Source organism: Pantoea vagans (assembly GCF_004792415.1).
GTDB classification, from domain to species: Bacteria; Pseudomonadota; Gammaproteobacteria; order Enterobacterales; family Enterobacteriaceae; genus Pantoea; species Pantoea vagans.
This window is the reverse complement of record NZ_CP038853.1, coordinates 1,571,724-1,584,847: the sequence shown is the minus strand read 5'-3', so window position 1 is coordinate 1,584,847 and position 13,124 is coordinate 1,571,724. Positions and strand designations below refer to the sequence as shown.

The window sequence follows — 13,124 nt, the reverse complement described above, 5'->3', positions numbered from 1 at the left end:
TGTCGCTGCCGGACGGATTCCACTGGTGCCAGGTATCATTGATGCGCCTCCAGTATCTGGCGCAGCTGGCAGACGGTTTCCGCCAGCGCACCGTCGTTGTTAAGAATCAGGCAGCCATCGGGTTGTGGCTGGGCAGCGCGCGCCAGCCGCCGGGCGATCTCCGCCTCATCTTCGCGCCCGCGCTGGCGCAGTCGCGCCGCCAGCACGTCAGGCGTCACCTGCAGACAGACCGGCAGCAGCTGCGATCCAAACCGCGCCTGCGCCTGGGCCAGATGCAGCCGCGACCCGTTCACCACCACATTCTGCCCGCGCAGCAGCCACTGTTCCGTCTCGCAGCCAATACCGTAGCGGAAGCCGTGCGCCTCCCAGCTCACCGCAAACAGACCGAGTGCTGCGCGCCGGTCAAACTCCGTCTCAGTCAGCGCCACATGGTTTTCACCGCCCGCATCGGCGGCACGGGTGATGTAGCGATGGGCGATCAGCAGCCGGGGCGGCGGTGCCTCCCGCAGCGCATCCAGCAGGCTATCCTTACCGGAGCCGGAGGGACCGGTGAGCCAGATCAGCCGCGCCATCAGTACACCTGCCGGCCTTTGCTCCAGACGTGCCGCACGTGCGGGTAGCCGTGGGCGGTGTGCGCCAGCACCAGGTCGGCGCGGCAGCCTTCGGCGATGACGCCGCGATCGAATAGACCTAACGCGCGGGCCGGGTTACAGGTCACCAGCGCGATGGCCTGCGCCATGCCGAGGCTGTTGCGCTCATCAGCCGCCAGCCGGAACGCCGCATCCAGCAGGCTGGCCGGGTAATAGTCGGACGACAGAATATTCAGCAGGCCGTGTGACGCCAGCTCCCAGGCGGCGACGTTGCCGGAGTGCGAACCGCCGCGCACGATGTTGGGCGCGCCCATCAGTACCTGCATGTTGCGATAGCGCGAGGCACGCGCCGCCTCCAGCGTGGTCGGAAACTCCGCAATGCGGCTACCTGCCGCGTGAGACTCCTCCACGTGCGCCGCCGTGGCGTCATCGTGGCTGGCAATGGCGATGCCATGCTCCCGGCACAGCCCGGCAATCGCCTGACGATTGGGCTGCGACCACTCCGCCGCCAGGGTGAGCTGGTCATGCTCGAACTGATCCATCTCGGCGTCGTTGAGCTGATATTTGCCCTGATAATATTCGCGATATTTGATCAGCGAGGCGTACTGACGCTGGCCCGGCGAATGGTCCATCAGCGACACCAGCGCCAGTTCCGGCGTGCCCATCAGCGCTTCAAACAGCGGCGCGGTGGTGGGATGCGGCAGTTCACAGCGCAGATGCAGCAGGTGCTCGGCGCGGTTCAGCCCTTTGCGGTTGCTGTCGCGGATGGCGTCGATCATCTTGCTGAGGTTATCCAGCCGGTGCCCGCCGTCGCGCACATCACCCACGCCAATCGCGTCCAGCACGGTGGTAATCCCACTTGAGACCATCAGTGCATCGTGGCTGCTCATCGCCGAGTGCGCGGGCCAGTCCACTTTCGGGCGTGGGGTGAAAAACTTGTCGAGGTTATCGGTGTGCAGTTCCACCAGCCCCGGCAGCAGCCAGGCCCCTTCGCCGTCCAGCGCACCGGGCTGCTGGCTGGTGGTTTCGCTGAAGCTGGTGATGCGCTCGTCGCGAAACTCCAGTGATCCGGTCACCACCTCGTTTTCCAGCACCAGTCTGACGTTATTGATAATCATGCCTGCACTCCTGTGTCGATCGGATGCATCAGGTGCAGCCGGTCGGCTACCCGCTCGCGCACCGCCCGATCGTGAAAAATACCGACGATGGCGGCACCCCGGGCGCGCGCCTGTTCAATTAAGTCCACGACCGCCGCGCTGTTGACGCTGTCGAGCGAGGCGGTGGGTTCATCCAGCAGCAGCACCGGATAGTCGGCGATAAAGCCGCGTGCGATATTCACCCGCTGCTGCTCACCGCCGGAAAAGGTGGACGGGGCCAGCGACCAGAGACGCGGCGGCACATTCAGCCGGGTCAGTAGCTCAGCGGCCCGCGCTTCACAGATTTCGCGATCCACGCCGCGCTCCAGCAGCGGCTGCATCACAATTTCCAGCGTCGGCACGCGCGGGATCACCCGCAGAAACTGGCTCACCCAGCCCAGCGTGTCGCGACGCAGGGCGATAATCTGGCGCGCTGATGCCTGCGCCATATCGATCCACTCGCCCTGATGGGCAACCCGGATGTGGCCGCTGTCGGGCTGATAGTTGCCATAAAGCGCACGCAGCAGCGTGGATTTGCCGCTGCCGGAGTGACCGTGCAGCACCACGCATTCGCCCTCGCCTACCGTCAGACTGGCGTTGTGCAGCACTGGCAGCGCCGCGCCGTTCTGGTTGTGCAGCACAAAGGTTTTACACAGATTCTCTACCCGCAGGCGCGGAGTGTGATTCGTCATTTAATTAAGCACCGAAGAGACCAGCAGTTGAGTGTAAGGATGATGAGGATCGTCCAGCACGCGGTCGGTCAGACCGCTCTCCACCACCCGCCCCTGTTTCATCACCAGCAGGCGATGCGCCAGCAGTCGCGCCACGCCGAGATCGTGGGTGACAATCACCACCGCCAGATTCAGCTCGCGCACCAGCGTCCGCAGCAGATCCAGCAGTCGCGCCTGCACCGACACATCCAGCCCGCCGGTCGGCTCATCCATAAACATCAGCCGCGGCTGCGTCACCAGGTTGCGGGCAATCTGCAGACGCTGCTGCATCCCGCCGGAAAAGGTGGTCGGCAGATCGTCGATGCGCCCGGCGTCTATCTCTACCGCCTGCAGCCAGCGGCTCGCCTCAGCGCGGATGTCGCCATAGTGGCGCTGTCCGGTTGCCATCAGCCGTTCGCCGATGTTGCCGCCCGCGCTGACCTGCGAACGCAGGCCGTCCATCGGATGCTGATGCACCACGCCCCACTCGGTGCGCAGCAGGCGGCGGCGGTCGCTTTCACTCATCTGATAGAGGTCGCGGTTCTGATAGAGAATGCTGCCCTGCTGCGGCGTCAGACGCGCCGACAGGCTCTGCAGCAGCGTGGTTTTACCGGAGCCGGACTCGCCGACAATCCCCAGCACCTCGCCGGGGTAGAGATCAAAACTGACCTGCTCAAACCCTTTGCCCGGCGCATAAAGATGGGTGAGCTGGTTCACCGCAAGCAGCGGCTGTTCACTGTGCATGTTGCTGTTCCTGCTGCTGATGGCAAAAGTCGGTGTCGGAACAGACAAACATCCGCGTTCCCTGATCGTCCATCACCACCTCATCGAGATAGCTGTGGCGCGAGCCGCACAGCGCGCAGGGTTCTTCCCACTGCTGCACGGTGAACGGGTGGTCGTCGAAGTCGAGACTCTCCACGCGGGTGTATGGCGGCAAGGCGTAGATGCGCTTTTCACGCCCGGCACCAAACAGCTGCAGTGCGGGCATCATGTGCATCTTCGGGTTGTCGAATTTGGGGATGGGCGACGGATCCATCACGTAGCGATCGTTGACCCGGACCGGATAGGCGTAGGTGGTAGCGATATGCCCGTAGCGGGCGATATCTTCATACAGCTTCACCTGCATGATGCCGTACTCCTCCAGCGCATGCATGGTGCGGGTCTCGGTTTCGCGTGGTTCGATAAAGCGCAGCGGCTCCGGGATCGGTACCTGGAAAATCAGGATCTGATCCTCTTCCAGCGGCGTTTCCGGGATGCGGTGCCGGGTCTGGATCAGCGTGGCATCGGCGGTGCGCTCGGTGGTCGCCGCACCGCTGACCCGCTTAAAGAACTGGCGGATCGACACCGCATTGGTGGTGTCATCTGCGCCCTGATCGATCACCTTAAGCACATCCTGATCGCCAATCACGCTGGCGGTGATCTGAATGCCGCCGGTGCCCCAGCCGTAAGGCATCGGCATCTCGCGTCCGGCGAACGGCACCTGATAGCCGGGGATCGCCACCGCTTTAAGGATGGCGCGACGGATGGTGCGTTTAGTCTGCTCATCGAGATAGCCGTTGTTATAGCCGGTGAGTTCAGCCATGGTTGCGCTCCTGATAATCGTGCTGCAGCTGTTTCAGCAACTCAAGCTCGGCCTGGAAATCGACGTAGTGCGGCAGCTTGAGGTGCGAGACAAAGCCCGCGGCTTCGACGTTGTCGGCATGTGACAGCACAAACTCTTCGTCCTGCGCCGGGCTGGTCACGCGCTCATTCTGCTCGCGGCTTTGCAGCGCCCGGTCCACCAGCGCCATCGCCATCGCTTTGCGTTCGGCGCGGCCAAACACCAGCCCGTAGCCACGGGTAAACTGCGGCGCGGCGTCGTCACTATGGGCGACGCCGTTGACCATTTCACATTCGGTCAGCAGTAGTTCCCCGATCTCCAGCTCAAAACCCAGCTCTTCGGGGCAGATGCTGACGCTGAGAGTGCCGGTGCGGATCTCGCCAGCAAACGGATGGGTACGGCCATAGCCGCGCTGGGTTGAATAGCCCAGCGCCAGCAGAAAACCTTCGTCGCCGCGTACCAGCTGTTGCAGCCGCGCGGCGCGTGAGGCGGGAAAGCTCACTGGTTCACGGGTGATATCAACCGGCTCGCTGCCGTCATCTACTTCTCCCGCGGCCAGCCCTTCCTCGCTCATCATGCTGAACATGTGTGGGCACTGGTCAGGCACCGATCGATCGTCACGCGGCGCAGCGGGCGTTTCGCCGTTAGCCAGCAGAGTGAAGTCGAGCAGACGGTGGCTGTAGTCATAGGTTGGACCCAGCACCTGGCCGCCCGGCAGATCTTTGTACACCGCCGAGATGCGGCGTTCGATGCGCATGCCATCGGTCGCCAGCGGCGTGCTCTCCGCCAGCCGTGGCAATGTGGTGCGATAGGCGCGCAGCAGAAAGATCGCCTCGACCAGATCGCCGCTGGCCTGTTTAATCGCCAGCGCCGCCAGTTCCGGATCGTATATTCCGCCTTCGGTCATCACCCGATCCACCGCCAGTCCCAGCTGCTGCGCCACCTGGTCGCAGCCGAGTTCGGCGACTGCTCTGTCGCCGCGTCGCAGATCGGCCTGCAGCTGGTGGGCATTTGATATCGCTTTCTCGCCCCCTTTCACCGCGACATACATCAGCACACCTCCACAACGGTGGTGCGCGGCACGGCCATGATCGCTTCGCCACAGGTGAAGATCAGATCCACGCCCTGCGGGAAGGGATGCGGACGGGTGCGCAGATATTGCAGTACGCTTTCCGGCAGCTGTGGCGCAATGGCGCGGGTTTCCCGCAGGCCGGGACCGGAGAGACGCAGCGTTAATCCGCCATTCAGCGACGGCACTTCGATGATCAGCGTGGTGCTTTTTTCTGGCGACATGTTGTCACCCGCCGCGAACTGCGTGGGATCCGGCTGCGCCGCCGCATGGCTCAGGGCGAACGGAGCATCCTGCTGCGTGGTAATGGGCGCACCGGTATGGAAGCGCAGATTGTTGCGCAGCTGTTCGTTGTCGATTTGCGCGTCCAGCCAGACCGGGCTTTCCTGATCGACCAGCGTCAGCAGCAGCGCTGTGGCCGCCGGTGACAGTGCGCCCCAGCCCTGTTGCAGCGGCAGCGAGACCATCACGCCCGGCTCGCTCATCGCTTTCAGAATGCGGCGAAACGCGCGCTGTGCATCCGCGACCGGATGGTTAAAACTTGCCAGTAATGTCATCAGTTATCTCCGCGAACCAGCGTAAAAAAATCCACTTTGCTGCTGGCGATTTCACGGGCGCGCAGCTGTCGCTGCTCATCGCGCCACGCCGCCAGCGGGGTAATAATCTTCTCTTCCAGCAGGGGCCGGGTTTCCGGCTGCTGCAGCAATGCATCCAGCAGGGCGCAGCGTTCGGCATGGGCTTTGTCACGCCCCAGCAGATAGCTGTAGCCCAGGGTGCCGTCGCCCAGCTGCACCACCGCACGCGTCACCGTGGCATCGCCCATCACAAAGCGTTTGCCGGTGGCCCCCATCCGCGCCTGTAATCGCGTCAGCCCGATCTCTGCCGGACGAATCAGGGTGAATTCCGGCTGGAGGTTAAGCGCCTGCCAATGGTGTTCAAGCAGGGCGGCGCTGCTGTGCGCCAGCACCGACAGCCAGCGCTGACGATCCGTTTGCTGTTCCATTAGTGCTCCAGAGTCAGTTCGATCATGTCGCCGCGCGTCAGACTGACGGAGTATTCCGCCAGTGCGCCATCACTGGTTTTGTTCAGGGTCCGTACGCAGAGCAGTGGCGCATGCAGCGCGATATCCAGCTGACGGCACTCTTTGGCCTGCGCCCGGCGGGTGCTGATACGCGTCTGGGTGCGCACCAGCTGCTTGCCAGTGTGCTCCACTAAGAAGTCGTGCAGCGACCCGCTGTTAAATTGCTGCAGCTGTGGCCACCAGCTGAGGTCGGCGAGGAAGTGATTGATCAGGCAGAGCGGCACGCCGTTGGCGCGGCGCAGGGTGCGCAGATGAATAACGTTGTCACCCTCTTTTACGCCCAGCGCACTGGCGACGTCGTTGCTGGCCGGACGCAGCACCGCCAGCAGCCGTTCGCTGGTCGGGTGACTGCCCTGCTCCATCAGGTTCTGGCTGAAGCGTGCCTGGGCATGCAGCGGATAGTCATACGGGCGCATCAGCACCAGAATGCCAACGCCATGACGGCGCTGCAGCAGACCTTTATGCACCAGCTCATCGACGGCCCGGCGCAGCGTGTGGCGGTTCACCTCATAGTGATCGGCCAGCTGTTGTTCGGAAGGAAGATAGTCGCCGCAGCGGTAGCGCTCTTTCAGCGCCTGCTCCAGTTGTGCGGCAACAGCCTGATAGACAGTGGTCGGATGTCTGGATAACTCCATCACGATGAAATCCTCACGGGTTACAGAGTGGGAACGCAGTGATAAGACGCTGCGGGATGGGGTTAGCCTGAGGGACGCAGATGACAGAATGGTGACGCGGGGGTGAAGGTGGGGTGAATGTGGTAGTCGGGATAGAAGCCAGTTAAGGACAAAGAGGCGTCATAAGAATAGCGCTCAGGCCTGAAACCCTCTGCCCTGTTTGTCCGGGACACTTTCAGGGTGCAGCACAGTGGCTTTACGCTTCTTGCCGTGTTTCAAACCAGGGCGTAATGAGCATATGCGGGATTGCCAGTGCCGCCAAAGCAGCAAAGAGTGACTGAATTCCCGCTTTATCTGTGGGATGCATCATCACAACGGTTCCCGCCCCTAACAGAATAGCCGCCGCTAAAACCGGCCATGTCGCCTGCAGATAGCGAACATAGCTGCTGCACCCCAGTTGATCGCGACGCTGCCGGGTTTGCGGCAGCGCATGCAGAATCAGAAAGCCCATTGAAAACCCGACGAAAGGGGGAAGAATTAACAATGCCAGTGTACCGGCCAGAATACGCCTGTCCCGGCGAAGCAGGCCCTCAAAAATAAGGCCTGCTGCACAAAGTCCCCCTGTGAAGGCAATGCCTACAGCAAAAGAGTATGGCATCGGAAATCCCAGCCCCGCCTCGTGCAGAATGGTACTGAACGCCTGCAGATGCAGAGCAGCAGGCGTCGCTATCATGCTTATCCCCCGCGCCAGACGTTCAATGCTGCATCCATGAGGGGCATCCTCCAGCGCAAAGTGTATGGCAGAGGCCAGTAAAAAACCTGGCAGCGCCAGTGCCGGCGCACCGTGCCACCAGAACAGACAAATCACAATGACCAGCCCATAGGCGGCAAGGAACGGGAACTGACGTTCGCGTCGGACCACGTCAAGATCGCTGGCACCGTGCGCCATGCCGATAAGGCCAATGGCGACGATCGCAAACAGTACCTGCCCGGCAAGAGGGCTGAAAGAGGCAGCCAGCGCTGCCCCCCAGAGTCCTGCCCAGCCGAGCCGAACCTGACCTGTCATCTCCTGACTGCACCAACAGGCACGGCATGAGAAAGGGCTTTCTTCATGTTAGCCGCGGCGTAGATGGCATAGAAAACTTTTGCGATAATATCCAGAATCAGGAATGCCCAGACCGATGACGCATCAGTAATGATTCTGAGCCCTTCCGGACCGACCAGAAAAACGATCGGATAGATAAACCATACGATGGTCAGCAAAGCCACGTTTTTGCTATATGCACCTGCCAGCGCACTATCCCGCGTAGCGGCTATAGCACGCAGCGGTCCCCAAAGCAGATAAACAACGCCCAGAAATGCCGCGCATGACCAGAGATACCAGACCCATTTAGCGACAGTATTTTCCGCCAGCGAAGAGACCAGACCGGTGACGATCATCATCACATCCAGCACAATGATGGCAGTCAGAAAACCGCCCATTTCGCCCGGCTTACCCTGTTCATGGAAAGCCAGCATGACCAGCCCGGCCAGTAAGAGAGGCGTGGTGACAGACCAGTCTGCATAACGTGCCAGATACACTACCGTGCCACTATCCAGCGTGAGGTTGCCAAACCCAAACGCCATGGCCAGATAGGCCGTGGCCGCAATAAACGGGACGGATGCATGCACCAGTGTATGGTGACCAAAAGGATATTTTTTGTCGCCCGTCGCGTAGATAATCAGCGATGCGATGGCCATGACCGAAAACCCGATCATGAATGCGGTTTGATCCATTTTACTCTCTCCTGTGCTAAGACGCCGGTCTCGCGCCAGCAATGCAGCGATAAATTATCGTTAATAAAGCAGGTTTATATTCATTCAATGAATATGCTGAAAGTATATGACGATATTCGTCATCTGCTCATTGCAATAAACGCACACTTCCTGATTTAAGATATTTTGTTTAAAACCACGTCTTTTATTAGCTTTCTAAGAGTCAGATAAAAAAAGCAATGTAAAGTTATGTTTCTCAGCGTTTCGCTTTCCTACCAGATTTTTAACATATGAAAAACCCATTAGCGCCTAACCCACTGATTTAGCAGTCAACATACATCATGAGATTTAGCAACCCCCGCCTTTGCATAAATTGACAAAAGAGCAAAATTTTTATTTTTGAGTGGTAAATTTCAAGGCAGGCGCTATGAAAATGGCGTGGTGAGATGTTCAATTCATTTAAAAGGCACAAATAAAAATCAAATGCTGACTGTCTGTGGATAATCAAAAGAAAATAAAAAATAATAATTTAGCGAGTTTTATACCCTAGCGCCTTTAAAAGAGGAAGCCCGGAACCCGCTCTCTTTAACAGAAAGAATAATGTTTTGAAGAAGGTAATCCTGATCGGTGTGCGGAATGTTTTGCCAGCTAATTTTACAATATAATCCTTGGGCATTTGTTGCCTCTATACGGCTCGTTAACGTCTGCACGGCCCGGTAAAGTCACAAACGCGCAGGATTACTTTCTGACTTCGAGAGAGAAACGACAGCCATGAGTTAACGTACAGGCTCACGTAAACTGCCGTTTCTGTTTCACTAAAGATCTTTTACTCCAGCCCCGCTCTCCCAACCTTCTCCGACCCGCTCTCCGTCAGCGACGCCCTCACCTGTGGCAGGCTTTCCGGGTAATTCTGCTGAATAAACTCGATCATCTTCTCACGCACATAACAGCGTAAATCAAAGGCGATCGGCGAGTTCTGGGCGGTCATCAGCATCCTGATGGTCATGGTTTTTTCGGTGGTATCGGTCACCTGAAGCACCGAGGTTTCCTGGTCCCAGAGCTTGGTTTCACTCAGGATTTTGTCGAAATGCTTACGCAGCGGCTCCAGCGGCATCGAGTAATCCACATAGAGAAACACCGAGCCTAAAATCTGGGCGTTGTTGCGCGTCCAGTTCTGAAACGGATTCTCGGTGAAGTAGGTAATCGGCAGCACCAGACGACGCAGATCCCAGATGCGCACCACCACGTAGGTCAGGTTGATCTCTTCAATCCAGCCCCACTCCTTTTCCACCACCACCGCATCATCAATCTTAATCGGCTGGGTAAAGGCAATCTGAATACCGGCGAACAGGTTAACCAGCGACTTCTGTAAAGCAAAACCGATAATGATACCGGCGACACCCGCGCCGGCCAGAATCGTGGTGCCGAATTTACGCACGCCGGGGAAACTCAGCAGAATCAGCGAAACGCAGAACAGCACCAGGATGACAATGACGACTTTCTTGACATAGATAATCTGCGTACGGATTTTACGCGCACGCAGGTTATTGGAAATATTAATGTCATAGCGGATATAAAGCATATCCTGCGCTACGTTGGTCAGCCGGATTAAGACTGAGCAGAATGACATAATAATAAAGACGTTGATGATATTGGTGATGAGATCGAGTGATTCAGGATGAAAATCGATGTAGTTAATCCCGACATTGATCATTAATAACGGCACGAAAAAGAACATCGAACCGCTAAGGTGCTTTTCCAGGGATTTGAACAGCTTTCTGTCACGGCCCTGCCAGTAGCGGATAAACGCGAGGAGGATAAGGCGAGCCAGAAAACCCAGTACAAATGAAAGCGAGACGAGTAATACAACAGGCACCCATGACGGGAAACCAGATAACTCACCGAATAACAATGGCATTATTTTCCCTTTTTGTTAGCTGACAGGCTAAAGCTGTCAGATAAGTGACCCACTCAGTAACCGTTGTCTGCACGGTTATCCGTCTGTAACACAATCAGCGCTCATGAGTATGAACCATAGCAGCAAAGTTGGCAGGAAATGCGCGGTGATGGGATTGCTGAGGCACTTAGCCTTACCGCATCAGGTCAGGGTGTACCATCCTGACCTGAATGCTCCCGGCACGACTGCCATCCTCATTAAAATAACTGATAAAACGCGCTGACTTTCTTACCCTCACTGTCAGCCTTCCCCGGCCACCCGTTAACAGAAAAACGCTTGCATGCTCACTATCCATCACGCTTTTCATGGACGATCTTTTGCTATCTGCTAATTTTTAAGCTGTTCCCCTGCTGCAGAGAAAAACAACAATATGATTAACACCCTTAAACTTTCCTCTGATTTTCGCCGCAGTTTCCTGCGCGAAGTGCTGGTGCCGCTGGTGGCTATCCTGGTGCTGACATTTGCCGGTGCGGGTGCAGCACTGTTTATTGGCACATCACTGACCAATACTGAAGCCCGGCATCAGCAGCAGCGGATGATTGAGGCCTCTTTTTCGCAAAGTCTGAACGAGCATCTTCGCCAGTTGCATAGCCTGTCACGCTGGCGTCCCTTTGAGGAGCATCTGGCAGAGGGCAACAGCGACAGGTGGCTGGATGAGAACATCGGGCAGTGGCTCTATGAGATGTTCGGCCATCAGCTGATTATGGTGCTGGATGCGCAAAACCAGATCGTCAGAGTCTGGCGTGAGGGCCACACGGTCTCCGCAGCAGAGAGTGACCCGCTGATTGGTGATGTGCTGCAAAACACGCTGATCCAGGATCCCAGGCGCCAGGATAACGCCGATTATGCCCGTATTACCCAGCGTGCTGCGGCGCTTGCCGTGGGTAACATCCAGCGGGATAGCGACAGCCTGCCGCAATTCCGGCTGGTGAGCCTGAAATTTCTCGATGACGGTTATCTGGCGAGCCTGGCGGAGCGCAATCAGCTGGAGGGACTGCACTTCTCCGACGGTTCGTCTCAGTCCGGCACCAGCGCGCGCTATCTGCTGATCGCCCAGGCGGGCGAGCCGGTCGGCTATCTCAACTGGATCCCCTCCCGTCCGGGCGCGCAGATGCTGCGTACCATCGGGCCGTCTACCGGGCTGGCGGTGCTGGCAATATCGCTGCTTTGTCTTTATATGGTGCGGCGACTCTGGAACTCATCAGTTAATCTCTCGCAATCGATGCTCAGGCTCGGCGCATCAGAAGCGCAGGCGCAGCATCTGGCGTTTCATGATGTGCTGACCGGGCTGCCGAACCGGGCGCTGGTGGAAGACCGGCTGACCCAGGCGCTGGCCCTGGCGACACGCAACGATCAGCGGGTGGCGCTGCTGCTGATCGACCTCGACCGCTTTAAAGCCGTCAACGATACCCATGGTCATCATGCTGGCGATGAGCTGATTATCGCCGTAGCACAGCGCCTGAATCGTATCGTGCGTGCCAGCGATACCGTGGGACGCATCGGCGGCGATGAATTTATCGTGGTGATGCCGGAGGTCGATAACATCGGTCAGGTGAACAGCCTGGCGCAGCGCATGATTGACGAGCTGGCTCAGCCGTTTACCCTGTTCGGCAGCGATGTCTGGAGCGGGGCCAGTATCGGACTGGCGCTGGCACCTAAAGACGGCATCGATCGGCTGGAGCTGATGCGCAAAGCCGATATCGCGCTGTATGAAGCCAAAAGCGGCGGACGTGGCCGGTTTCGTCAGTTTGAACGGGCAATGGATGAGTCAGTACAGACGCGGCAGACCATTGCCGCCGATCTGCGTACGGCACTGCAAACCCGTCAGGGACTGGAGGTGTGGTATCAGCCCCTGATGGACGTTGGCGGTCAGCAGATGGTCGGCATCGAGGCGCTGCTGCGCTGGCATCACCCGACACGCGGCCTGATCGCACCCGGTGAATTTATCGCGATTGCCGAAGAGACCGGTCTGATTATCCCGCTGGGCGAATGGGTGCTGTCTGAAGCCTGTGCCACTCAGCAGCGCTTTCCCGATTTGCTGGTAGCGGTCAATGTCTCGCCCGTGCAGTTCCGCTCTACCGGCTTTGTTGACCGTGTGATGACGATTGTCAGCCAGCACGGCGGTGACCCGAAGCGGCTGGAACTGGAGATCACCGAAGGCGTGTTAATCGAGGATGAGCGCGAAGCACGTGAGATTATTGTGTCGCTGCGTGAGGCGGGTTTCCGCATCGCGCTGGATGACTTCGGTACCGGCTACTCCAGCCTCAACTACCTCAGCACCTTCCCGGTGGACAAAATCAAAATCGACCGCTCATTCACCCAGTCGCTGGGCGTGGCGGAAAATTCCGTGGCGATAGTCGAATCCGTGGTGAAACTGGGTCACGCCATGGGCCTGATGGTGACGGCGGAGGGCGTGGAGACCGCCGGGCAGATGTCTGCACTGGCCGATGCAGGCTGTAATCAGTTACAGGGCTATCTGTTCAGTCAGGCAGTGCCCGCCGATCAGCTTGCGGCACTGATGAGATTACCTGCGCCAGAGGAGACGCAGCGGGAATAGTGCTGCGCATAGCCTGAGCGGATAACGGCGCTCAGGCTATGCGGAATCGCCCTGA

General features: G+C 58.5%; 13 protein-coding genes. 1 reads left to right on the top strand and 12 read right to left on the bottom strand.

Annotated elements, in window-relative coordinates; all coding sequences use genetic code 11:
- Window positions 1–35: 35 nt before the first annotated feature.
- From phnN to EGO56_RS07270, 12 genes are all read right to left on the bottom strand, one after another.
- Window positions 36–572 carry a ribose 1,5-bisphosphokinase gene (gene phnN / locus EGO56_RS07325; RefSeq protein ID WP_135908265.1) on the bottom strand — a complete coding sequence of 179 codons (537 nt, stop codon included), beginning with the start codon at window positions 570–572 and terminating at the stop codon, window positions 36–38.
- A complete protein-coding gene (phnM, locus tag EGO56_RS07320) occupies window positions 572–1,708 on the bottom strand; it encodes an alpha-D-ribose 1-methylphosphonate 5-triphosphate diphosphatase (protein ID WP_013358334.1) in 1,137 nt (378 codons plus the stop codon). Before phnM ends, phnN begins: the two co-directional genes overlap by 1 nt.
- A complete protein-coding gene (phnL, locus tag EGO56_RS07315; RefSeq protein ID WP_135908263.1) occupies window positions 1,705–2,418 on the bottom strand; it encodes a phosphonate C-P lyase system protein PhnL in 714 nt (237 codons plus the stop codon). Before phnL ends, phnM begins: the two co-directional genes overlap by 4 nt.
- Entirely contained in the window at window positions 2,419–3,180 is a 762-nt protein-coding gene (gene phnK, locus EGO56_RS07310) for a phosphonate C-P lyase system protein PhnK (protein WP_111533984.1), read from the bottom strand.
- The gene (locus EGO56_RS07305; protein ID WP_110330551.1) at window positions 3,170–4,018 is read right to left on the bottom strand and encodes an alpha-D-ribose 1-methylphosphonate 5-phosphate C-P-lyase PhnJ; all 849 of its coding nucleotides are present in this window, start codon (window positions 4,016–4,018) and stop codon (window positions 3,170–3,172) included. Before EGO56_RS07305 ends, phnK begins: the two co-directional genes overlap by 11 nt.
- Window positions 4,011–5,087: a carbon-phosphorus lyase complex subunit gene (locus EGO56_RS07300; protein WP_135908261.1), complete on the bottom strand. Its 1,077-nt coding sequence runs from the start codon at window positions 5,085–5,087 to the stop codon at window positions 4,011–4,013. Before EGO56_RS07300 ends, EGO56_RS07305 begins: the two co-directional genes overlap by 8 nt.
- Complete coding sequence (gene phnH, locus EGO56_RS07295; protein ID WP_033733112.1) at window positions 5,087–5,662, bottom strand: phosphonate C-P lyase system protein PhnH; 576 nt, start codon at window positions 5,660–5,662, stop codon at window positions 5,087–5,089. Before phnH ends, EGO56_RS07300 begins: the two co-directional genes overlap by 1 nt.
- A complete protein-coding gene (gene phnG / locus EGO56_RS07290) occupies window positions 5,662–6,108 on the bottom strand; it encodes a phosphonate C-P lyase system protein PhnG (RefSeq protein ID WP_135908259.1) in 447 nt (148 codons plus the stop codon). Before phnG ends, phnH begins: the two co-directional genes overlap by 1 nt.
- The gene (gene phnF, locus EGO56_RS07285) at window positions 6,108–6,821 is read right to left on the bottom strand and encodes a phosphonate metabolism transcriptional regulator PhnF (RefSeq protein ID WP_033733116.1); all 714 of its coding nucleotides are present in this window, start codon (window positions 6,819–6,821) and stop codon (window positions 6,108–6,110) included. The genes phnG and phnF overlap by 1 nt, the downstream gene beginning before the upstream one ends.
- 235 nt (window positions 6,822–7,056) lie before the next feature.
- Window positions 7,057–7,866, bottom strand: a complete 810-nt coding sequence (locus EGO56_RS07280) for a Brp/Blh family beta-carotene 15,15'-dioxygenase (protein ID WP_135908257.1) — start codon at window positions 7,864–7,866, stop codon at window positions 7,057–7,059.
- Complete coding sequence (locus EGO56_RS07275; RefSeq protein WP_135908255.1) at window positions 7,863–8,576, bottom strand: bacteriorhodopsin; 714 nt, start codon at window positions 8,574–8,576, stop codon at window positions 7,863–7,865. The genes EGO56_RS07280 and EGO56_RS07275 overlap by 4 nt, the downstream gene beginning before the upstream one ends.
- Window positions 8,577–9,381: 805 nt before the next feature.
- A complete protein-coding gene (locus EGO56_RS07270; protein ID WP_135908254.1) occupies window positions 9,382–10,473 on the bottom strand; it encodes a mechanosensitive ion channel family protein in 1,092 nt (363 codons plus the stop codon).
- 409 nt (window positions 10,474–10,882) lie between these two features.
- Here EGO56_RS07270 and EGO56_RS07265 point away from each other — a divergent pair, with 409 nt between their 5' ends.
- On the top strand, window positions 10,883–13,069 hold the full coding sequence (locus EGO56_RS07265; RefSeq protein WP_135908252.1) for a putative bifunctional diguanylate cyclase/phosphodiesterase: 2,187 nt from the start codon (window positions 10,883–10,885) through the stop codon (window positions 13,067–13,069).
- The last annotated feature ends 55 nt before the right edge of the window (window positions 13,070–13,124 follow it).

Excerpts from the sequence above, each read along its gene's own strand:
- phnN (WP_135908265.1), bottom strand. The coding sequence starts at position 572 with ATGGCGCGGCTGATCTGGCTCACCGGTCCCTCCGGCTCCGGTAAGGAT.
- phnM (WP_013358334.1), bottom strand. The coding sequence starts at position 1,708 with ATGATTATCAATAACGTCAGACTGGTGCTGGAAAACGAGGTGGTGACC.
- phnL (WP_135908263.1), bottom strand. The coding sequence starts at position 2,418 with ATGACGAATCACACTCCGCGCCTGCGGGTAGAGAATCTGTGTAAAACC.
- phnK (WP_111533984.1), bottom strand. The coding sequence starts at position 3,180 with ATGCACAGTGAACAGCCGCTGCTTGCGGTGAACCAGCTCACCCATCTT.
- EGO56_RS07305 (WP_110330551.1), bottom strand. The coding sequence starts at position 4,018 with ATGGCTGAACTCACCGGCTATAACAACGGCTATCTCGATGAGCAGACT.
- EGO56_RS07300 (WP_135908261.1), bottom strand. The coding sequence starts at position 5,087 with ATGTATGTCGCGGTGAAAGGGGGCGAGAAAGCGATATCAAATGCCCAC.
- phnH (WP_033733112.1), bottom strand. The coding sequence starts at position 5,662 with ATGACATTACTGGCAAGTTTTAACCATCCGGTCGCGGATGCACAGCGC.
- phnG (WP_135908259.1), bottom strand. The coding sequence starts at position 6,108 with ATGGAACAGCAAACGGATCGTCAGCGCTGGCTGTCGGTGCTGGCGCAC.
- phnF (WP_033733116.1), bottom strand. The coding sequence starts at position 6,821 with ATGGAGTTATCCAGACATCCGACCACTGTCTATCAGGCTGTTGCCGCA.
- EGO56_RS07280 (WP_135908257.1), bottom strand. The coding sequence starts at position 7,866 with ATGACAGGTCAGGTTCGGCTCGGCTGGGCAGGACTCTGGGGGGCAGCG.
- EGO56_RS07275 (WP_135908255.1), bottom strand. The coding sequence starts at position 8,576 with ATGGATCAAACCGCATTCATGATCGGGTTTTCGGTCATGGCCATCGCA.
- EGO56_RS07270 (WP_135908254.1), bottom strand. The coding sequence starts at position 10,473 with ATGCCATTGTTATTCGGTGAGTTATCTGGTTTCCCGTCATGGGTGCCT.
- EGO56_RS07265 (WP_135908252.1), top strand. The coding sequence starts at position 10,883 with ATGATTAACACCCTTAAACTTTCCTCTGATTTTCGCCGCAGTTTCCTG.